The following is a 20,641-nucleotide window of genomic DNA, read 5'->3' as shown; positions in this document are numbered from 1 at the left end:
GCCCGCAGACCGGGCCGCCGCCCGCCGGGAGCCCCGCGCCCCGGACGCGCCCGCGGCAGCCCGGAGAACTGGAGAACAGAGGACCCGCCCGATGGCCGACCACACCCATGTCCTGTTCGTGGAGGACGACGACGTGATCCGGGAGGCGACCCAGCTCGCCCTGGAGCGGGTCGGCTTCCGGGTGACCGCCATGCCCGACGGGTTCTCGGGGCTGGAGGCGTTCCGCGCGGACCGGCCGGACATCGCCCTGCTCGACGTGATGGTGCCCGGGATGGACGGGGTGAGCCTGTGCCGCCGCATCCGGGACGAGTCGACCGTTCCGGTGATCATGCTCTCGGCGCGGGCCGACTCCATCGACGTGGTCCTCGGCCTGGAGGCGGGCGCCGACGACTACGTCACCAAGCCGTTCGACGGCTCGGTCCTGGTCGCCCGCATCCGCGCCGTGCTGCGCCGCTTCGGCCACGCGGCCGGTGCCGGGGGCGGCCGGGCCGAGGAGGAACCGCCCGGTGGCCCCGCGGCGACGGACGGGCTGCTCCGCTTCGGCGACCTCGACCTGGACACCGAGGGCATGGTGGTGCGGCGCGCCGGGACCCCGGTCGCGCTCACGCCGACCGAGATGCGGCTGCTGCTGGAGTTCTCGGCCGCGCCCGGTACCGTCCTCTCCCGCGACAAGCTGCTGGAACGCGTCTGGGACTACGGCTGGGGCGGCGACACCCGGGTGGTCGACGTGCACGTCCAGCGGCTGCGGGCCAAGATCGGCCAGGAGCGGATAGAGACTGTCCGCGGCTTCGGCTACAAACTGAGGGCCTGAGGTGCTCGGCCTCCGCCGCCGCTCCGCCCCCGCCGGGCCCGGGGCGGCCTCCCGTACCGGCCCCGGCGGCGCGTCCCCAGCCGCCGGGGCCCACCCGGGAAGCTGGTGGGCGCGGCTGCGCGACCGGCTGCGCGGGCACCTGCACACCGGGCTGCGGTGGAAGCTGAGCGCGGCCATCGCCCTGGTGGGGGCGCTCGTCGCGCTCGCCCTCAGCCTCGTCGTGCACAACGCCGCCCGGATCTCGATGCTCGACAACGCCCGGGACCTCCAGGACGAGCGGGTCCAGTTCGCCCAGCGGATCTACGCGGGGACCGGCAGGCTCCAGTTCGGCGCCAAGATCGACGACCCGGACATCCCCGACGAGCTGCGGGAGCGGGCGGAGGCGGGCCGCCGCGCCACCTTCATCCAGGAGTTCCACGAGGGCGTGCCCGACATCTGGGGCGCTGTGCCGCTCGGTGACGGCCGCGTCCTCTCCGTGCACACCCGCTTCAACGACCGCAGCTCGACGATCATGCGGGACCTCGACCGGGCCCTGCTCATCGGCTCGGGCGCGGTCGTCCTGGGCGGCTGCGCGCTCGGCGTGCTGATCGGCGGGCAGCTCTCCCACCGGCTGCGGAAGGCGGCGGCCGCCGCGGGCCAGGTGGCCGAGGGCCGGACCGACGTCCGGGTGCGGTCGGCGATCGGCGGGGTGGTCCGCGACGAGACCGACGACCTGGCCCGGGCGGTGGACGCGATGGCCGACGCCCTGAAGCAGCGGCTGGAGGCGGAGCGCCGGGTCACCGCCGACATCGCCCACGAGCTGCGCACCCCCGTCACCGGCCTGCTGACCGCCGCCGAGCTGCTGCCGCCCGGCCGCCCCACCGAGCTGGTGCGCGACCGGGCGCAGGCCATGCGGACGCTGGTCGAGGACGTGTTGGAGGTGTCCCGCCTGGACACCTCCGCCGAACGCGCCGAGCTCCAGGAGATCGCCCTTGGCGAGTTCGTCACCCGCCGGGTCCGCACGCTCGGCCCCGACGTGGAGGTGCGGGTCCTCTACGACGCGGACGTGGCGACCGACCCGCGACGCCTGGAGCGGGTCCTCGGCAATCTGCTGGCCAACGCCGCCAAGCACGGCCGCCCCCCGGTCCAGGTCACCGTCGAGGGCCGGGTCATCCGGGTACGGGACCACGGGCCCGGCTTCCCCGAGGAGCTGCTGGCCGACGGGCCGAGCCGGTTCCGCACCGGTAGCGCCGACCGGGCGGGCCGGGGCCACGGGCTGGGGCTGACCATCGCGGCGGGGCAGGCCAGGGTGCTGGGGGCGCGGCTCACCTTCCGCAACGTCCGCACGCCCGGCGCCGAGCCCGGGGCCGCGCCGGAGGGCGCGGTCGCCGTGCTCTGGCTGCCGGACCACGCCCCTACCAGCACGGGGAGCTTCCCCATCGTGCGGCTCCCGGACGATGGGGGCGCCGGGGGCGGCCGCGGCTCCGGGCCATGGTGGCGTGGCACGCCGAACGGCGGCGCGGGCTGAGAGCCCGCACCGCCGTCCAGGGGTGCCGTGTGCGCCGGGGCGCTCCCTAGGGCCGGATCACAGACCCTTGCTGCGCAGGAACGCGGCGGGGTCGATGGCGGAGCCGTAGGCGGAGCTGGTCCGGGTCTCGAAGTGCAGGTGAGGACCGCTGGAGTTACCGGTGTTGCCGGAGAGGGCGATCTTCTCGCCCGTCTTGACGGTCTGGCCGGGGCTCACGTTGATCTGCGACAGGTGGGCGTACTGGGTGTACGTCTTGTCGGCGTGCTTGATGACGACGGCGTTGCCGTAGGCGGGGCCGTCGCCGGCGCCGTTGCCGCCGGCCTTGACGACCGTGCCGTCGTGGGCGGCCTCGACCGAGGTGCCGACCGGCACCGCGTAGTCCTGGCCGGAGTGCTTGTTGGCCCAGCGGTCACCGCCGGTGCCGAAGGTGGCGGAGATCGAGGCGTTGTGGACCGGGACGTTCCACGAAGACTTCTTCTTCGCGGGCTTGCTCTCCGGCTTCTTCTCCGCCTTCTTCTCGGCGGGCTTGGCCTTGGGAGCTTCCTTCTTGGACTGCTCGGCCTTCTCGACGGCCTGGGCGGCCTTCGACTGCGCGTCGGCCTGAGCGGCGACCGCACCGGCCGCGGCACCAGGGGCGGCATCCGCACCGGTCGCGGCGGACGCGACCCCGACCCCGAGCATCGCCGAGGCGCCGGCACCGGCGGCCAGGACGGCGACCCGCGTACGGAGCTGGGGCGAGGCGAGGTTGAGGTTCGTGGCGCGCTTCGACATACGGGGTGGACCTCCGTGATCCGGAAAAGATGGAGCCCGACGTTTCGCCGGTGCCTCACCTTGGTAACCCGACCCCCCAGCCCAGGACAAAGGGCCCATCTACTACCGGATGTCGTATATCGGAGGGGGGTAATCCACGCCCTTGACAGTTCAAACGCATCGTCCCAAAACCACCCAATTCACCCCCCGGGAGGGGGTGAGGCCCCAGATCGGGCCCGAAAGAGGGCGGCCGGGCCGTTGAAGTGAAGCCGTTCACACGTCGAACGATCCGCGCGGCCCGGCAAACCCGTGCGTAAACCTCCAAATCGGGCCACATTGCTCCTATGGGTCGTAGTAGGCCCGAAACGGCCTGTGCCGCTTGTCACCCGGCACCGCCGCCGAACCCCCTCCGAAAGTGGCCTGGGCCACCCCGCCGACCCCCTCAACTCACCCTTGACGAGGGCCCGATGAGGGCCCCTGGAAGTGGCCCAGGCCACTCCTGGAGGGGGTCTGGAGGGTCTCGGGGCGCTCTCGGGGGTACGGCAAGGCTCGCGGCCCGCCGGGCTGGGGGTTCGGCAAGCCGTACGGCGGGCTCCGCTGGGGATGGCAAGGGCGCTCGGCCCGGCCTGAGCGCGCTCCGCTGGGGTGGGGCAGGGCCTACGCGGCGGCCCTGGCCCCGACCGGACGGGGCCAGGGCGTCGGGCAGGGCCTGCCTGGGGCCCGACCCGGGGTAAGGCGCGGCCCGCCCCCGCCTACGTGCGCAGACACACCGGCCGGACCCGCCCGCCCGGCGGGTACTCCACCGGCGCCCCGGAGGGCAGGATGGCGCGGGTGGAAGGACTTCTGGCCCGCCTCCCGGCCGACCTCTGGACCGTCCCGTACGCGGGCAGCCGCTACCCGGGCTCCCCCGCCGCCACCGCCGACCCGGACCTGGCCCTCGGCGGGAACTGCCAGCTCTACGCCTACGAGGTGCTGCGCCGCTTCGGCCGCCCCCTGCCGCCGCTGCGCTCGGCCGAGCTCTGGGCCGACCGGACCGCCACGCTCCGGGTCCCCGAACCCGCCCCGCTCGACCTGCTCCTCTTCAGCCCCGACGGCACGGCGTACGGCGCCCATGTCGGCCTCTGGGCGGCCGAGGACGCGATCCTGCACCTGTGCCGGGAGGCGGGCAGGCCCGCCGTCTGGAGCAGGGCCGACTTCGCGGCGAGGCCGCGCTACCGGGAGCTGGTGGGGGTGAAGCGGGTACGGGCCGGGAGGCCCGGATGACGCCGCCACCGCCCCCGGCCGGGCCCGGACGCGGAAAGGCCGCCTCCCCGGTCCCGTTCCGAGGAACAGGCCCGGGGAGGCGGCCCAGCCTGGCGGCGCCCCTGGGGGCGCGCCCGGCTTACTCCTTGCTCAGGTTCGGTCCGCCACCGGCGGCCGACTCGACCGGCGGGGCGTCCGGCAGCGCGGCCTTCTCCTCACCCCGGAAGGTGAAGGTCTTGGCGTCGCCCTCGCCCTCGGTGCCGACGACCACGATGTGGCCGGGGCGGAGGTCGCCGAAGAGGATCTTCTCGGACAGGGTGTCCTCGATCTCCCGCTGGATGGTGCGACGCAGCGGACGCGCGCCCAGAACCGGGTCGTAACCCTTCTTGGCGAGCAGCTCCTTGGCCTCCGCGCTGAGCTCCAGGCCCATGTCCCGGTCCTTCAGACGCTCGTCCACGCGGCCGACCATGAGGTCGACGATCTGGAGGATGTCGTCCTGGCTGAGCTGCGGGAAGACGATGACGTCGTCGACACGGTTGAGGAACTCGGGGCGGAAGTGCTGCTTCAGCTCGTCGCTGACCTTCGCCTTCATCCGCTCGTAGTTGCTCTTGGTGTCGCCCTGGGCGGCGAAGCCCAGGTTGAAGCCCTTGGAGATGTCCCGGGTGCCGAGGTTGGTCGTCATGATGATGACCGTGTTCTTGAAGTCGACGACCCGGCCCTGGGAGTCGGTCAGGCGACCGTCCTCCAGGATCTGGAGCAGCGAGTTGAAGATGTCCGGGTGGGCCTTCTCCACCTCGTCGAAGAGGACGACGGAGAACGGCTTGCGGCGCACCTTCTCGGTCAGCTGACCGCCCTCTTCGTACCCCACGTAGCCGGGGGGCGAGCCGAAGAGGCGGGAGACCGTGTGCTTCTCGCTGAACTCCGACATGTCGAGGGAGATCAGCGCCTCCTCGTCGCCGAAGAGGAACTCGGCGAGCGCCTTGGACAGCTCGGTCTTACCGACACCGGACGGACCGGCGAAGATGAACGAGCCACCGGGACGCTTCGGGTCCTTGAGCCCGGCCCGCGTACGCCGGATCGCCCGGGAGAGCGCCTTGACGGCGTCCTTCTGGCCGATGACGCGCTTGTGGAGCTCGTCCTCCATGCGCAGCAGACGCGAGGACTCCTCCTCGGTCAGCTTGAAGACCGGGATGCCCGTGGCCGTGGCCAGGACCTCGGCGATCAGGTCCTCGTCGACCTCGGCGACGACGTCCATGTCGCCGGCCTTCCACTCCTTCTCCCGCTTGGCCTTGGCGGCCAGGAGCTGCTTCTCCTTGTCGCGGAGGGAGGCGGCCTTCTCGAAGTCCTGCGAGTCGATCGCGGACTCCTTGTCCCGGCGGACACCGGCGATCTTCTCGTCGAACTCCCGGAGGTCCGGCGGCGCGGTCATCCGGCGGATGCGCATCCGGGAACCGGCCTCGTCGATCAGGTCGATCGCCTTGTCCGGCAGGAAGCGGTCCGAGATGTACCGGTCGGCCAGGGTCGCGGCGGCCACCAGCGCGGAGTCGGTGATGGAGACCCGGTGGTGGGCCTCGTACCGGTCCCGCAGACCCTTGAGGATCTCGATGGTGTGCGGCAGCGACGGCTCCGCGACCTGGATCGGCTGGAAGCGGCGCTCCAGCGCGGCGTCCTTCTCCAGGTGCTTGCGGTACTCGTCGAGGGTGGTCGCACCGATCGTCTGGAGCTCACCGCGGGCGAGCATCGGCTTGAGGATCGAGGCGGCGTCGATCGCGCCCTCGGCGGCGCCCGCGCCGACGAGCGTGTGCAGCTCGTCGATGAACAGGACGATGTCACCGCGGGTGCGGATCTCCTTGAGGACCTTCTTCAGGCGCTCCTCGAAGTCACCGCGGTACCGGGAGCCGGCGACCAGCGCGCCGAGGTCCAGGGTGTAGAGGTGCTTGTCCTTGAGGGTCTCGGGCACCTCGCCCTTGACGATGGCCTGCGCCAGTCCCTCGACGACGGCGGTCTTGCCGACGCCGGGCTCGCCGATGAGGACCGGATTGTTCTTGGTACGGCGCGACAGCACCTGCATGACCCGCTCGATCTCCTTCTCGCGCCCGATGACCGGGTCGAGCTTGGATTCGCGGGCGGCCTGCGTGAGGTTGCGGCCGAACTGGTCGAGGACCAGGGAGGTCGAGGGCGTGCCCTCGGCCGGACCGCCTGCCGTGGCGGCCTCCTTGCCTCCGGAGTAACCGGAGAGCAGCTGGATGACCTGCTGCCGCACCCGGTTCAGATCGGCGCCCAGCTTCACGAGGACCTGGGCGGCGACGCCCTCGCCCTCGCGGATCAGGCCGAGCAGGATGTGCTCCGTGCCGATGTAGTTGTGGCCGAGCTGGAGGGCCTCGCGGAGCGAAAGCTCCAGGACCTTCTTGGCGCGAGGGGTGAAGGGGATGTGGCCGGACGGGGCCTGCTGGCCCTGACCGATGATCTCCTCCACCTGCTGGCGGACCGCCTCGAGCGAAATCCCGAGGCTCTCCAGGGCCTTAGCGGCGACACCCTCACCCTCGTGGATCAGTCCCAGGAGAATGTGCTCGGTGCCGATGTAGTTGTGGTTGAGCATCCGGGCTTCTTCCTGAGCCAGGACGACAACCCGCCGCGCGCGGTCGGTGAACCTCTCGAACATCGTTAATCGCTCCTCAGAGCGGTCAGGCAGTAAGGGGTCGGTCCCCTCCCTGTCCTTCCGCAGCTTAGTCCCGCAAGCGGGGACCGCTCATTCCAACTGCCGACACCCGTCAGTGGCCTCCTGACCCCGAACGCCGACAACTGCTCCAACCCGATGGTGCGAGACGATGTTCCCGCAGGCCAAGCTGTTACCCGCACTGCCACTACGCCGATGGCGAACGCGGGACGGCCGGACGAGCCTCTCGCCCCTCCCCACTAGGCATCTCTTACCCGCGGCAACCGGCAGTCCATGCCGATCACCTCCCATCCCTCAGCTACGGGCGAACAGCCTTGCGCCGCCGAATGCCGCGCAGACCCCTCACCGTGCGAACCCTTCGCACACACCGCACAACGGTACGTAACCTTGCGAAGGTTCCCGGGGTTCTCCCCGACATGGTGTCCCCCGGCCCGAACGGCCCCCGCACGCCCCGCCCGCGCCGGGCGGCGGAGCCCGCCGCGCCCGCCGGCTCCGCCCGGCCGCCCGTACCGCGCCCGCGCCCTCCGCTCCCCGACGGCGCCGGGGCGTACGACGCGTGGCGCGCCTGGTACGCGGAGGGGGTGGGCTGGCCGGTGACGGGCGGGGCGCCGCCGCTGCTGCCGACCGGGGTCGCCTTCGACGCGCTCTCGCTGCCCGCGCGGGCCGGGTGGGAGGTGCTGGACCGGCTGCACCCGTCGACGCCGGTGGCGGTGGACGGGGAGACGATGCGCCTGCTGGTGGCGCCCGGCTCCGCGGGCGAGCTGCCGGGGCTGCTCGACTGGCTGGAGTGGGGCGGCCTCGTCCCCGAGCTGCGCGGCGTCGGGGAGGGCGGCCACCTGGTGGCGCCCGCGCCGCCGGGACGGGAGGAGGCCGGTGCTGCCGCGCGGTGGCTGCGGTCGCCGGTCGCCGGACGGCCGGGGCGCACGCCCGTCCTGCCCGGTCTGACACGGCTGGGCGACGGCGGCGCCCCCGACCTCGTACGGCTGGTGAGCGCGGCGGCGACGGCGTGCCACCGGCTCAGACTGGGGCGGAGCGGAGATCAGCCGTTGGCCTTCTCGTACTCGGCGCGGATGTTGGCCGGGACGCGGCCGCGGTCGTTGATGTCGTAACCGTTCTCCTTGGCCCAGGCGCGGATGACCGCGGTCTCCGGGCCGGAACCGCCGGAGGCGGCGCGGGTCGCGCGGCCACGGCCGCCGGTGCTGCGGCCACCGGTGCGCCGGCCGCCCTTCACGTACCGCTCCAGGAGCGAGCGCAGCTCTTCGGCGTGCTCGGACTTGAGGTCGATCTCGTAGGACTTGCCGTCGAGCGCGAACGTCACGGTCTCGTCCGCCTCGCCACCGTCGAGGTCATCGACAAGAAGGACCTGAACCTTCTGTGCCACGGGATTTCCTTTCATCGATAACTTCAGGGCCGAGGCCGCAGCGGATGCCCGCCGTTTCGCCATCCCCTGTTATATGCAGTACGCCGGAAAGCAAACCGCTTTTCACCGGAAAACACAAACCCCCTGGGGGAACCGATGCGGGGAAGGCGCCGGGAAGAGCTCCGGAAACGTGCGCGTTTCGGACATAGCTCACCACAGCGGGGGCGCCTTCGGGAAATGGCGGGCGATCACCGTACCGGGCGGGCGCTCAGAGATGCAGAAGCATGCGGCTGTTGCCGAGGGTGTTCGGTTTCACCCGTTCGAGCCCGAGGAACTCCGCGACACCCTCGTCATAGGAACGCAGCAGCTCGCTGTAGACGTCGTGATCCACCGGTGTCTCACCGATCTCGACGAAGCCGTGGCGGGCGAAGAAGTCGACCTCGAAGGTGAGGCAGAAAACCCGCCGCACTCCCAGCCAGCGCGCCGTCTGAAGGAGCTTGCCGAGTACCTGATGGCCCACGCCCGCGCCTCTGACCTCGGGATTCACCGCGAGAGTGCGGACTTCGGCGAGGTCTTCCCACATCACGTGAAGGGCACCGCAACCGACGACCTCGGCGTTGTCGTCGCGTTCGGCGACCCAGAACTCCTGGATGTCCTCGTAAAGGGTCACCGTCGCTTTGTCGAGCAGGATGCCCTTGCGTACGTAGGAGTCGAGCAGAGAGCGGACCGCGGGGATGTCGCTGGTGCGGGCGCGGCGGACGCTGAGGGCTTTCGCGGGGGGCGTGCCATTGCCGCCCGCCGCGTTCTCCGCGGCCCGTTCCGGCGCGGTGGGGCGGGCCGGTGCGGCCCCGCCCGGTGCCGCCGGGTGTTCTGCTGCTGCTTCTGCGGAGTCATCCGCCGACCCTGAGGACATACCGGCGACGCTATCGCCCGCCACCGGCCTGGGCGGCACCGCCCTCGGATTCCGGGAGTTCCGCGGCCGCGGTGGGCGCGGGAGGGTCCTCGTCGGCTTGTGCCGGTTCTTCCGGGCGTTCCGCCTCTTCGGCGTGGTCGGCTTCTTCCGCGCCTTCCGGCGGCGCGGGGACTTCTCGGGGCGCTTCCGCGGGAAGTTGGACGACGCGCATCGCGTCTGTGAGGGCTTCGCGTTGTTCGGGCGACATCATGCCGAAGAACGCGACGAGAGCGGCGGCCTGGTTGTCGCTGCGCTGCCAGGCCTCGTTCATCAGCGCGGCGGCGTACGCGGCACGGGTCGAGACCGCCGCATATCGATAGGCCCGCCCCTCCGCTTCTCTCCGCACCCAGCCCTTCTGATAGAGATTGTCCATTACCGTCATCACGGTGGTGTAAGCGATCGATCGTTCCTGCTGAAGATCCTCCAGCACTTCCCGAACGGTCACAGGGCGGTTCCACTTCCACACCCGTGTCATGACGGCGTCTTCAAGTTCTCCCAAGGGCCGAGGCACAGGTGCACCTTAGTGCGGGAACAGCCGCATTCTCCGGCGGACATGGCGCGGCAGGGCCACGGAACGCGAAAAGGGGATCGCCCGGGAGCACCCGCGCTCACCGTCCCGGAGCACCTCGGAACCCGCCCGGAAATGCGGAAACCCCGCTCCGGCCGGGCAGGGCACGGCGGGCGGGGTGCGCGAGCGGCACGTGCGGCGGCCCTCGACGCGCCGCACGGCGGGCGTACGACGGGAGGGCGCGGGCGCGCGGCGGGGTGAGGTCCGGTCTCAGAGGTCCTTGGCCGGTGCGGCGGCCTGACGGGTGTTCTCGACGCGGGCGAGGGCGGCGTCGACGGCCGCGTCCTCCTTGGCCTTGTTGGCGCCGCCCTGGGTCTTCACGATGACCGTGATGAGGGCGCCGAAGAAGATGGCCATCACCGTGGGAGGCAGAAGCGCGGAGACGTAGTCCATGGGACCAGAGTAACCACCGGCTTCCGGGGCCCGCGCCCCGCCCCGGCCGTGTCGGCGCCGCATCCCGCGCGCGTACGCGGAGGACCCGGTGTCGGGCGGCGGGGTTCTCCGCCCGGCACCGGGTCGTCCGGGTGCGGTGCCGGGTCAGCCGGCGGCGAGCTTCCTCGGGGGTTCGGCCGGCGGGGCCGGTTTGCGCTTGGGCGGGAAGACCTCGGCGGGCGTCGGCACCGGCCGCTCGCGCTCGGGGTCGGGAGTGCCGGGGCGCCGGTCGGGGCCGGGGCCCGCCGGGCGCTCGGCCGCGTCGCCGCCGGGCAGCGCGTGCAGGCGGGTGCGCGAGGCGGGGACCGTGGCGCGCGCGGCCTCGGCCGGGACCGGGCGGCCCGCCAGCTTCGCCCGGACCGCGCGCTCGGCGAGGACCCGGCAGCGGGCGAGCAGGTCGGCCGCGACCTCGTTGCCGCGCAGGGCTCTGAGGGCGGCGAGGTCGTCGGGAACCGGCTGGTATCCGGCGCCGAGGGCTTCCTCCAGCAGAGGGAGGTACCCCGCGACCGTGCCCGGCAGGGCCGCCCGGTAGCGGGCGAGGTCGGCGAGGAGGAAGGCACGGAGCCGGGCACTCTCGTGGACCGCCTCGTCGACCGAGTGGGCCAGACGCAGACAGCTGGAGACGTCTTCGTCGTCGGCGGTGCTGGGCTGGAGGGCGATGGCGAGGGCGCGTCGGAGCACACGCAGCTCGTCTGCGCCGAACGCCATGCCGCCGCGGAATCCGTATGGCGTGGGCATGGGCCGACGATACGCACAAACCAGACAAAATCGGCTTAACGTAAATGGGGTGGCGCGGTTCCGCACGTCAGGGCCCTCCGAACGGCCCCGCCCGCGCCGCCGGTCGGGCGGGGGGACGGGGGCCGGCGAGGCGGCGGCCCGGTCGCGGGCGGCGCCGTCAGAGGCGTGGCCGGTTCCGCTCGTAGACCAGGCGGAGGCCGATCAGGGTGAGCCAGGGCTCGTGCTCGTCGATGACGGTGGACTCCTTGAGGACCAGCGGGGCGAGGCCGCCGGTGGCGATGACCGTGACGTCCTGGGGGTCGTCGGCCAGCTCGCGGGCCATCCGGGCCACCACGCCGTCGACCTGGCCGGCGAAGCCGTAGATGATGCCGGACTGCATCGCCTCGACGGTGTTCTTGCCGATCACGCTGCGCGGCCGGGCCACCTCGATCTTGCGGAGCTGGGCGCCCTTCGCGCCAAGCGCCTCCACCGAGATCTCGATGCCGGGGGCGATGACACCGCCGACGTACTCGCCGCGGGCCGAGACGGCGTCGAAGGTGGTGGCGGTGCCGAAGTCGACGACGATCGCGGGGCCGCCGAAGAGCTCGATGGCGGCGGCCGCGTTGATGATGCGGTCGGCGCCGACCTCCTTCGGGTTGTCCATGAGGATCGGCACGCCGGTCTTGATGCCGGGCTCGACCAGCACGGCGGGCACGTCGCCGTAGTACCGCCGGGTCACCTCGCGCAGCTCGTGCAGGACCGAGGGGACCGTCGAGCAGATGGCGATGCCCTCGATGCCGTCGCCCAGCTCCTCGCCGAGCAGCGGGTGGGTGCCCATCAGGCCCTGGAGGAGGACGGCCAGCTCGTCGGCGGTGCGCCTCGGGTCGGTGGAGATCCGCCAGTGCTCCACGATCTCGTCGGCGTCGAAGAGGCCGAGGACGGTGTGGGTGTTGCCGACGTCGATGGTGAGCAGCATCAGGCGCCCGCTCCCTCGACGGCGGTGAGGCGGGCGGGTCCGCGCAGGTCCAGACCGATGTCGAGGACGGGCGCGGAGTGGGTGAGGGCGCCCACCGCGAGGTAGTCGACGCCGGTCTCGGCGTAGGCGCGGGCGCTCGTCAGGGTGAGGCGGCCGGAGGACTCCAGCAGGGCGCGGCCGTCGACCAGGGCGACGGCCTCCTCGGTCTCGATGGTGGTGAAGTTGTCCAGCAGGATCAGGTCGGCGCCGGCCTCCACCACCTCGCGGAGCTGGTGGAGGGTGTCGACCTCGACCTCGATGGGGACCTCCGGGAAGCGCTCGCGGACCGCGCGGAACGCGGCGGCCACGCCGCCGGCCGCGACGACGTGGTTGTCCTTGACGAGGGCCGCGTCGGAGAGCGACATGCGGTGGTTGACGCCGCCGCCGCAGCGGACCGCGTACTTCTCCAGGGCGCGCAGGCCGGGGGTGGTCTTGCGGGTGTCGCGCACCTTCGCCTTCGTCCCCTCCAGGGCGTCCGCCCAGGCGCGGGTGGCGGTGGCGATGCCGGAGAGGCGGCAGAGGATGTTGAGGGCGCTGCGCTCGGCGGTGAGCAGGTCGCGGGTGCGGGCGGTGACGGTCAGCAGCGTCTCGCCCGCGGTGATCCGGTCGCCGTCCTCGACGTGCCGGTCCACCTCGAACTCCTCGGTGGCGACGATCGACAGCACCGCCTCGGCGATCCGGAGCCCGGCGACCGTGCCGTTCTCCCGGGCGGTGAAGTCGGCGGTGGCGACCGCGTCCCCGGGGATGGTGGCGACGGTGGTGACGTCCTCGCCGTCGGCGAGGTCCTCGGCGAGCGCGAGCAGGGCGACCTGCTCGACGTCGAACGGGTCGACCCCGGCGGTGGCGAAGTACGCGGCGAGCGCCGGGTCGATGGTCAGTTCCGTCTCCTCGGCGGAGTGCCCGCAGCCGCAGGAGTCACCGCAGCCGCCGCCCTCGTCCTGGGCGCCGATCCGGTGGAGGGGGAGGTCGGGGGTGCTGCTCACGGTCAGGGCTCCTGGGGAGGGTGGGGTCGGGGTGGGAAAGGGTGTGCGCGGTCGGGCCGGGCGGGGCGGTGGGCGGCCGGCTCGCGGCCACCGGTACGGCTCACGGCGCGCCCCCGGCCGGGGCGGTGGCCGGGAGGCCCGGCCCGTCGGTGGTGTGCACGGTGAGCGTACGGTCCTGGTTCAGCCGCGTGACGAGGTGGCGGCGCCAGCGGTTGTCGTCGCGGTCCGGGTGGTCCTCGCGCCAGTGGCAGCCGCGGGTCTCGGTGCGGCGGCGGGCGGAGTCGACGAGGACGCGGGCGACACAGAGGAGGTTGGTCGCCTCCCAGCTCTCGACGCCCGGCTCGGCGGGCTTGGCCTCGCCGTGCGCGCCCTCGGCCGGGAGGTCCCCGGCCTGCTCGCGGATGACCGACAAGGCTTCGGCGGCCGCGGCGAGGGAGGCTTCGGACCGCAGGACTCCGGCGCCGCGCGTCATGGTCCGCTGGATGGCGAACCGCTGCTCGGGGGCGAGCAGGGGGGCCGTCGCGGCCGAGGCGGGCTCAGCCGGTACGGGCGCGGGGCCGTCGGCCGGGTGGGCCGCCACGATGGCGTCGGCGATGCGCTCCGCGTAGACCAGCCCCTCCAGGAGGGAGTTGGAGGCGAGGCGGTTGGCGCCGTGGACGCCGGTGCAGGCGGCCTCGCCGCAGGCGTAGAGGCCGGGGAGGGTGGTGCGGCCCGAGCGGTCGGTGCGGATGCCGCCGGAGGCGTAGTGGGCCGCGGGGGCGACCGGGATCGGCTCGCTGACCGGGTCGATGGAGTGGGCGCGGCACGCGGCGAGGATGGTCGGGAAGCGCTCGGCCCACATCCCTGCGCCGAAGTGGCGGGCGTCGAGGTACATGTGCTCGGCGTCCTGCTCCCGCATCCGGCGCGTGATCGCCTTGGCGACGATGTCGCGCGGGGCCAGTTCGGCCAGTTCGTGCTGCCCGGCCATGAAGCGCACCCCGTCGGCGTCGACCAGGTGCGCCCCCTCGCCCCGGACCGCCTCGGAGACCAGCGGCTGCTGGCCCTCGGCGTCGGCGCCGAGGAAGAGGACGGTCGGGTGGAACTGGACGAACTCCAGGTCGGAGACCTCGGCCCCGGCGCGCAGCGCGAGCGCCACGCCGTCGCCGGTGGAGACCGCCGGGTTGGTGGTGGCGGAGAAGACCTGGCCCATGCCGCCGGTGGCGAGGACCACGGCGGGGGCGTGGATGGCGCCGACGCCGTCGTGCCGCCCCTCGCCCATCACGTGCAGGGTGACTCCGGCGGTGCGGCCCTCGGCGTCGGTGAGCAGGTCGAGGACGAGGGCGTTCTCGACTGTGCGGATCGAGCGGGCGCGGACGGCGGCGACCAGGGCACGGGAGATCTCCGCGCCGGTCGCGTCGCCGCCCGCGTGGGCGATCCGGCGCCGGTGGTGGCCGCCCTCGCGGGTGAGCGCGATGGTGCCCCCGTCGTCGGCGGTGTCGAAGACGGCGCCGGTGTCGATGAGGCGGCGCACCGCGTCCGGCCCCTCGGTGACCAGCAGGCGGACCGCCTCCTCGTCGCAGAGGCCGGCGCCCGCGACGAGGGTGTCGTCGAGGTGCTGGCCGGGGGTGTCGCCCTCGCCGAGCGCGGCGGCGATCCCGCCCTGCGCCCACCGCGTCGACCCGTCGTCCAGCCGCGCCTTGGTGACGACGACCGTACGCAGTCCCGCCGCCGCGCAGCGCAGGGCCGCGGTCAGCCCGGCGACACCGCTGCCGACCACCACGACGTCGGCGGGCTCGGCCCAGCCCGGGGCGGGCGCGGGCAGGCGTATCGCCGTGCGGGGGGTCCTCTGCTCGGGGGGCTGGCCGGTCACGAGGCGGCTCCGTGCGGTGCGAAGTGGAGGGGGATGTTGTCGATGAGGCGGGTGGCGCCGACCTTCGCGGCGACGGCGAGGACGGCTTCCCCGTGGTGATCCTCGGTGACCTCGCGGAAGGTGGCCGGGTCGATCAGGGCGAGGTAGTCAAGGACGAGTGGCGGCTCGGCGCGGCCCGCGTCGCTGAGCACGGCGCGGGCCGACTCGCGGACGGCGGCGGGGCCGGGGACCTGGGCGTGGGCCACGGCATGGGCGCCGGCGGCGAGGCGGGACTCGCCGAGGGCGTCGAGCGCCTCGGCGCGGGCGGGGTCGCCGGGGGCCGCGTCGGCGCGGTCGCGCAGGGCTTCCTGGGCGCCCAGGCGGGCACGGCCCGCGAACAGGGCGCGGGAGAGGGCGAGCGCGGTGCGGCGCTCGGCGGCGGAGAGGAAGCGATTGCGGCTGGAGCGGGCCAGTCCGTCGGCCTCGCGGACGGTGGGGACGGCGACGATCTCGACGCCGAAGTTGAGGTCCTTCACCATGCGGCGGATCAGCGCGAGCTGCTGGGCGTCCTTCTGTCCGTAGAGCGCGAGGTCGGGCCGGGTGAGGTGGAGGAGCTTGGCGACGACGGTGAGCATGCCGTCGAAGTGGCCGGGGCGGGTGGCGCCTTCGAGCAGGCCGCCGAGCGGCCCGGCGGTGATCCTGACCTGCGGTTCGCCGCCCGGGTAGACCTCGTCCACCGAGGGGGCGAAGACCAGGTCGGCACCGGCCGTGCGGGCGGTCTCCAGGTCGGCGTCGAGGGTGCGCGGGTACCGGTCCAGGTCTTCACCCGCGCCGAACTGGAGCGGGTTGACGAAGACGGTGACGACGACCTGCCCGTCGGGTCCGGCCAGCTCGCGGGCGGTGGCGACGAGCTGGGCGTGGCCCTCGTGGAGCGCGCCCATCGTCATCACCACGGCCCGCCGCCCGGGGCGCGGCACGGCGTGCAGCTCCGCGGCGGTGCGGACGAGGGTGGCGGCTCGGGCGGGGCCCTTCGCGGTGGCGGTGGGCGAGGTGGGGGTGGGGTGGGTCATCGGTCCGTTCCGTCCTGGCCTTCGCCGTCCTGGCCTTCGCCGTCGGGGCGCTCGTCGTCGGGGTGGCCGCCGTCGGCGGGAGGTGTGCCGGGACCGGTGCCCGGGGGCCGGCGGTGTGCGGAGTCCTGGGCGCGGTCGGCCAGGACGGCGAGGAGGGCGGCCGCGAGGTCGGGCTTGAGCAGGCCCTGGTCAAGGGCTCGGTCGGCGGTGGCCCGGGCCATCGCGAGGTACCCGGGGACGGTGCGCGGGGCGTGGCTGCGCAACTGCTCGACATGGGCGGCGACGGTCCCGGCGTCCCCGCGGGCGACCGGGCCGGTGAGGGCGGCGTCGCCGGAGCGCAGGGCGTTGTCCAGGGCGGCGCCGAGGAGGGGGCCGAGCATCCGGTCGGGGGCGCCGACGCCGGCCTCGCGCAGCAGCTCCATGGCCTCGGCGACCAGGGTGACCAGGTGGTTGGCGCCCAGCGCGAGGGCCGCGTGATAGAGGGGACGGGCCTCCTCGGCGATCCATTCCGGCTCGCCGCCCATCTCGATGACCAGGGCTTCGGCGGCGAGGCGCAGCTCGTCCGGGGCGGTGACGCCGAAGGAGCAGCCGGCCAGGCGCTGCACGTCGACGGGGGTGCCGGTGAAGGTCATCGCGGGGTGCAGGGCGAGCGGCAGCGCCCCGGCTCGGCGGGCGGGGGCGAGCACGTCGACGCCGTACCGGCCCGAGGTGTGCACCAGCAGCTGGCCGGGGCGGACGGCGCCGGTGGCGGCGAGCCCTTCGACCAGGTCGGGCAGGGCGTCGTCGGGGACGGTGAGCAGGACGAGGTCGGCACTGGCCAGCACCTCGGCGGGGTCGACCAGGGGGACGCCCGGGAGCAGGGCGTCGGCGCGGCGCCGGGAGGCGTCGGAGACCCCGGAGGTCGCGACCGGGCGGTGCCCGGCGAGCTGGAGCGCGGCCGCGAGGGCGGTGCCGACGCGGCCGGCGCCGACGACGCCGACGGTGAGGCGGGCGGGGCGGTCGTGCGGGTCGGGGAGGGAGGGTGTGTTCACTCGGCTGGGGCCTTCCGTTCCAGTCCGCTGGGGGTACCGGACGATTTCCGTCATGCTAACGCGGGCCATTCGGGCCCGGCTCACGGTTGTCCACAGGCTGTGCATATTTGTACGACCGGTGGACTGAACCCTTCCGTTTGGCCTTTCCGCAGGTCGCCCCGGAGTGGCGCCCACCGCACCGGCGAACCGGACTTGGTGCTTCCATAACCGCTCCCGACGCGTCGGCCGCGCCCTCGCACGGCTGGGACATCATCGGGGCATGAACGAGAACGAGCGGGATCGGCAGAGGGTGACGGACCCGGCGGCGGGCACCGAGGACGTGGCGCGGCCCCTGGCGCGGAAGGCCCTCGGCGAGGAGCCCGGCGGAGGTCACGCGCACGCCCGGCGCGCGGCCGCCCTGCGGGGCGCGGAGCGCGTCCTCGCGCGCCACAGCACGGACGCCACCCTCCAGGAGCGGCTCGCCGCCCTCTCCGCGCGGGCCGCCTCGGTGTACGACCTGACGGAGCCGGTGGACGTGTACGGCAACGGCGTGGTCGAGGCCCTGGAGGACCGCGTGGCCGAGGTCCTCGGCACCGAAGCGGCCGCCTTCTTCCCCACCGGGACGATGGCGCAGCAGGTCGCCCTGCGCTGCTGGGCGGGGCGCTCGGGGAACAGCACGGTGGCGCTCCACCCGCTGTCCCACCCCGAGGTGCACGAGGGGGGCGCGCTCGGCGCGGTGAGCGGGCTGCGCACGGTCCACCCGACGCGTGAGCGGCGGCTGCCCACGGCCGCCGAGACAGAGGAGTTCCCCGAACCGTTCGGCACGCTCATGCTGGAGCTGCCGCTGCGGGACGCCGGTTTCGTCCTGCCCACCTGGGAGGAGCTGACGGAGTTGGTGGCCGCCGCCCGGGAGCGGGACGCCGTGGTCCACCTGGACGGTGCCCGGCTCTGGGAGTGCACCACCCATTTCGGCCGCCCGCTGCCGGAGATCGCCTCGCTCGCCGACAGCGTCTACGTCTCCTTCTACAAGTCACTGGAGGGCATCGGCGGCGCCGCCCTGGCCGGGTCGGCCTCCCTCGTCGAGGAGGCCAGGACGTGGCGCCACCGGTACGGCGGCCAGCTCTTCCAGCAGTTCCCGACCGCCCTCGCCGCCCTGCACGGCCTGGAGACGGTCCTGCCGCTGCTGCCCTCGTACGTGGCCAAGGCCCAGGAGGTCGCCGAGGCGATCGGCGCCGGGTTCGCCGCCGCCGGGGTGCCGTGGTTCCGGGTCCACCCGCGGCCCGTCCACACCCATCAGTTCCAGGTCTGGCTGCCGTACGAGGCGGAGGCGCTCGACGCGGCGGTCACCGGGCTCGCCGAGGAGACGGGCACCGCCCTCTTCCGGCGCTGGATGCCCTCCGAGGCCCCGGGTGTCTCGATGGCCGAGGTGACGGTGGCGGAGCCGGCGCTGGCGTGGACGCGGGAGGAGGTCGCCGCGGCCGCCGAGGAGTTCGCGCGGCGGGTGGCAGGAGCCGTGGGGTGAGCGAGGGGCCGTCCCCTCAGCGGCCGGTTCCGGTGCCTCCGGAGCCGGCGCGGATCAGGCCCGTCTCGTAGGCGAGGACGACGACCTGGACGCGGTCGCGCAGGCCGAGCTTGGTGAGGATGCGGCCCACGTGGGTTTTGACGGTGGCCTCGGAGAGGACGAGGTGGGCGGCGATCTCGCCGTTGGAGAGGCCCTGGGCGACGAGGATCATCACCTCGCGCTCGCGTCCGGTGAGCCGGTCCAGTCCGGCGTGCCGGGGCTTGGCCGCCGCGTCGGGGAGCATCGGCGCGAACCGGTCGAGGAGGCGGCGCGTGGTCGACGGCGCGACCACGGCGTCCCCGCTGTGCACGGAACGGATCGCGGTGAGCAGTTCGGAAGGAGGAACGTCCTTGAGCATGAACCCGCTGGCACCGGCCCGCAGGCCGGTGAAGGCGTACTCGTCCAGGTCGAAGGTGGTCAGGATCAGGACCTTCGGCGGCTGCTCGGCCGCGCAGATCCGCCGGGTCGCCTCCACCCCGTCCAGGCGCGGCATGCGCACGTCCATCAGCACCACGTCGACGGCGGTCGACCGCAGCACCTCGATCGCCTCGGCACCGTCGCTCGCCTCCCCGACCACCTCCATGTCGGGCTGGGCCGAGAGCACCATGCGAAAGCCGGTGCGCAAGAGCGTCTGGTCGTCGACGAGCATCACGCGGATCGGCGCCATGCGAATCCCTTCCCTGTCCTGTTCGGGTACTGCGTCGTGGTGCCGGGGCGGTGGCTGGTCCCGTCCGGGTGTTGCCCGCTCCCGGCGGGGCGGTGGAGCCGGGCCCGTGCCGGCCGGTCGGGGCCCGGGCCGCTTCCTGTCCGCCGCCCTGCCGCCCGGGCCGGGGGCCGAGCCGCGGTGCGCCTGCCGCTCCACGGTCGGCCGCGGTCCCGTACGCCCGTGCCCGGCGCGCCCCCCGGCCGCCTTGCGGGGCGGCCTGTCGAGGATGTCACCCCGCGGGTTTCAGCGGGAGCAGGACGCTGATGCGGAAGCCGCCGCCCGGGCGCGGGCCCGCGTCCAGCGTGCCGCCGACCATGCCGACCCGCTCGCGCATGCCGATCAGCCCCTGGCCCTGGCCGTCGGCGCCGCCCTCCCCGTACAGCTCGCGGGGAGCTCCCGCGCCGTCGTCCTCGACCAGGACGCCGACGCCGTCGTCGAAGTAGACGAGGCGGACGCTGGCGCCCACGTCGGGCCCGCCGTGCTTGCGGGTGTTCGTCAGGGCTTCCTGGACGATGCGGTAGGCGGTGAGGCCGACGCCGCTGGGCAGGGGGCGCGGGGAGCCCTCGACGCGGTAGTCGACGGCGAGTCCGGCGGCGCGGACCTGCTCGATCAGCTCGCCGAGCTGGTCCGCGTCGGGCTGCGGTACGTACTCGCCCGTGTCGGGCTGGCCGTCGCTGCGCAGGACGCCGAGCAGGCGGCGCATCTCGGCGAGCGCCTGGCGGCCGGTGGTGGAGATGGTCTCCAGCGCGGTCTTGGCCTGGTCGGGGGCGGCGTCGATGACGTAGGCGGCGCCGTCCGCCTGGACCACCATGACGGAGACGTTGTGGGCGACGACGTCGTGCAGCTCCCGGGCGATGCGGGCCCGCTCGGCCGCGACGACGATCTTGGCCTGCGCCTCGCGTTCCCGCTCCAGCCGGTCGGCCCGCTCCTCCAGCTGGGCGAAGTAGGCCCGCCGGGTGCGCAGCGAGTCGCCCAGCACCCAGGCGAGGACGAACGGCACCGTCATGAGGATCGCCCAGAACAACCGGGCGGCCGTCCCCCCGCTCTCCAGCGGCCAGCGGGCCTGGGCCAGAGGCGCCGCGCACACCCCGCCGACCAGGGCCAGCCGCGAGGACCACTTCGCGCCGTGGGCGGCTGCCGTGTGGATGACGACCAGGAAGGCGAAGTCGGTGACGATCACCGGCACGTCCGTGATCAACTGGGCCAGGCCCGCGCCGACGGCGAGCAGCAGCGTCCGCTCCGGTGCCTTCCGGCGCAGTGCGACCGTCACGCAGAGCACGACGGTGATCATGAAGCGGGCCGCCCAGGGGCCCCGCGAGGTGTCGCCGGTGTCGGCCGGGAGCAGCTCCATCAAGCTGACACCCAGCAGGACGACGGCCCAGAAGCTGTCGACCCACGTGGGGTGTCGGCGGATGAGATCGTAGAGACGCTGCACGTGACCCAGCGTAGGCA

General features: G+C 73.7%; 19 protein-coding genes. 5 read left to right on the top strand and 14 right to left on the bottom strand.

The genetic code is table 11. From position 1 onward, the window contains the following. Positions 1-91: 91 nt before the first annotated feature. Together cseB and cseC are read left to right on the top strand one after the other, a co-directional pair. The gene (gene cseB, locus ACFWMZ_RS15705) at positions 92-811 is read left to right on the top strand and encodes a two-component system response regulator CseB (RefSeq protein ID WP_383174708.1); all 720 of its coding nucleotides are present in this window, start codon (positions 92-94) and stop codon (positions 809-811) included. A gap of 1 nt (position 812) precedes the next feature. Then, positions 813-2,318 (top strand): two-component system sensor histidine kinase CseC, encoded by a 1,506-nt coding sequence (cseC, locus tag ACFWMZ_RS15700; RefSeq protein ID WP_383201969.1) that lies wholly within the window; start codon positions 813-815, stop codon positions 2,316-2,318. Between the two features lie 57 nt (positions 2,319-2,375). On the opposite strand, the gene ACFWMZ_RS15695 is transcribed toward cseC, so the two are convergent. Beyond that, positions 2,376-3,089: a M23 family metallopeptidase gene (locus ACFWMZ_RS15695; protein ID WP_383174703.1), complete on the bottom strand. Its 714-nt coding sequence runs from the start codon at positions 3,087-3,089 to the stop codon at positions 2,376-2,378. A gap of 810 nt (positions 3,090-3,899) precedes the next feature. Here ACFWMZ_RS15695 and ACFWMZ_RS15690 point away from each other — a divergent pair. Further along, positions 3,900-4,331, top strand: coding sequence for a hydrolase (locus ACFWMZ_RS15690; protein WP_383201966.1), 432 nt, complete (start codon positions 3,900-3,902; stop codon positions 4,329-4,331). Positions 4,332-4,449: 118 nt separating this feature from the next. Here ACFWMZ_RS15690 and ACFWMZ_RS15685 read toward each other — a convergent pair whose 3' ends face one another. Then, complete coding sequence (locus ACFWMZ_RS15685; RefSeq protein WP_383174697.1) at positions 4,450-6,972, bottom strand: ATP-dependent Clp protease ATP-binding subunit; 2,523 nt, start codon at positions 6,970-6,972, stop codon at positions 4,450-4,452. Positions 6,973-7,403: 431 nt separating this feature from the next. Between ACFWMZ_RS15685 and ACFWMZ_RS15680 the strand changes: the two genes are divergently transcribed. After that, positions 7,404-8,096, top strand: a complete 693-nt coding sequence (locus ACFWMZ_RS15680; protein WP_383174694.1) for an SCO3374 family protein — start codon at positions 7,404-7,406, stop codon at positions 8,094-8,096. Here ACFWMZ_RS15680 and ACFWMZ_RS15675 read toward each other — a convergent pair. The 10 genes from ACFWMZ_RS15675 to ACFWMZ_RS15630 all read right to left on the bottom strand — a co-directional run bounded on the left by ACFWMZ_RS15675 (position 8,027) and on the right by ACFWMZ_RS15630 (position 16,943). Then, a complete protein-coding gene (locus ACFWMZ_RS15675; protein WP_383174691.1) occupies positions 8,027-8,368 on the bottom strand; it encodes an Lsr2 family protein in 342 nt (113 codons plus the stop codon). The genes ACFWMZ_RS15680 and ACFWMZ_RS15675 overlap by 70 nt on opposite strands. A gap of 247 nt (positions 8,369-8,615) precedes the next feature. Then, positions 8,616-9,260: an amino-acid N-acetyltransferase gene (locus ACFWMZ_RS15670; RefSeq protein WP_383174688.1), complete on the bottom strand. Its 645-nt coding sequence runs from the start codon at positions 9,258-9,260 to the stop codon at positions 8,616-8,618. Between the two features lie 10 nt (positions 9,261-9,270). Next, entirely contained in the window at positions 9,271-9,774 is a 504-nt protein-coding gene (locus ACFWMZ_RS15665) for a BlaI/MecI/CopY family transcriptional regulator (protein WP_383174686.1), read from the bottom strand. A 303-nt stretch (positions 9,775-10,077) separates the two neighbouring features. Then, complete coding sequence (locus ACFWMZ_RS15660) at positions 10,078-10,260, bottom strand: hypothetical protein (RefSeq protein WP_383174683.1); 183 nt, start codon at positions 10,258-10,260, stop codon at positions 10,078-10,080. 144 nt (positions 10,261-10,404) lie between these two features. After that, a complete protein-coding gene (locus tag ACFWMZ_RS15655) occupies positions 10,405-11,007 on the bottom strand; it encodes a hypothetical protein (RefSeq protein ID WP_383174736.1) in 603 nt (200 codons plus the stop codon). Positions 11,008-11,194: 187 nt separating this feature from the next. Continuing rightward, complete coding sequence (locus ACFWMZ_RS15650) at positions 11,195-11,992, bottom strand: type III pantothenate kinase (RefSeq protein ID WP_383174680.1); 798 nt, start codon at positions 11,990-11,992, stop codon at positions 11,195-11,197. Then, positions 11,992-13,014, bottom strand: a complete 1,023-nt coding sequence (gene nadC / locus ACFWMZ_RS15645; protein WP_383174677.1) for a carboxylating nicotinate-nucleotide diphosphorylase — start codon at positions 13,012-13,014, stop codon at positions 11,992-11,994. Before nadC ends, ACFWMZ_RS15650 begins: the two co-directional genes overlap by 1 nt. Positions 13,015-13,114: 100 nt before the next feature. Further along, positions 13,115-14,863: an L-aspartate oxidase gene (locus ACFWMZ_RS15640; protein WP_383201964.1), complete on the bottom strand. Its 1,749-nt coding sequence runs from the start codon at positions 14,861-14,863 to the stop codon at positions 13,115-13,117. Next, positions 14,860-15,912: a pantoate--beta-alanine ligase gene (panC, locus tag ACFWMZ_RS15635; protein ID WP_383201961.1), complete on the bottom strand. Its 1,053-nt coding sequence runs from the start codon at positions 15,910-15,912 to the stop codon at positions 14,860-14,862. The genes ACFWMZ_RS15640 and panC overlap by 4 nt, the downstream gene beginning before the upstream one ends. Then, positions 15,909-16,943 (bottom strand): Rossmann-like and DUF2520 domain-containing protein, encoded by a 1,035-nt coding sequence (locus ACFWMZ_RS15630; protein WP_383174667.1) that lies wholly within the window; start codon positions 16,941-16,943, stop codon positions 15,909-15,911. Before ACFWMZ_RS15630 ends, panC begins: the two co-directional genes overlap by 4 nt. A 259-nt stretch (positions 16,944-17,202) precedes the next feature. Between ACFWMZ_RS15630 and ACFWMZ_RS15625 the strand changes: the two genes are divergently transcribed. Further along, a complete protein-coding gene (locus ACFWMZ_RS15625) occupies positions 17,203-18,444 on the top strand; it encodes a threonine aldolase family protein (protein WP_383174664.1) in 1,242 nt (413 codons plus the stop codon). Positions 18,445-18,460: 16 nt separating this feature from the next. On the opposite strand, the gene ACFWMZ_RS15620 is transcribed toward ACFWMZ_RS15625, so the two are convergent. Further along, on the bottom strand, positions 18,461-19,150 hold the full coding sequence (locus ACFWMZ_RS15620) for a response regulator (RefSeq protein WP_383201958.1): 690 nt from the start codon (positions 19,148-19,150) through the stop codon (positions 18,461-18,463). Between the two features lie 268 nt (positions 19,151-19,418). Beyond that, on the bottom strand, positions 19,419-20,624 hold the full coding sequence (locus tag ACFWMZ_RS15615) for a sensor histidine kinase (RefSeq protein ID WP_383174658.1): 1,206 nt from the start codon (positions 20,622-20,624) through the stop codon (positions 19,419-19,421). Positions 20,625-20,641 lie beyond the last annotated feature (17 nt).

This window comes from Streptomyces sp. NPDC058373, from assembly GCF_042723275.1.
Taxonomy (GTDB): domain Bacteria; phylum Actinomycetota; class Actinomycetes; order Streptomycetales; family Streptomycetaceae; genus Streptomyces.
The sequence above is the reverse complement of the archived record's forward strand: the minus strand, read 5'-3'. Positions and strand labels throughout refer to the sequence as shown.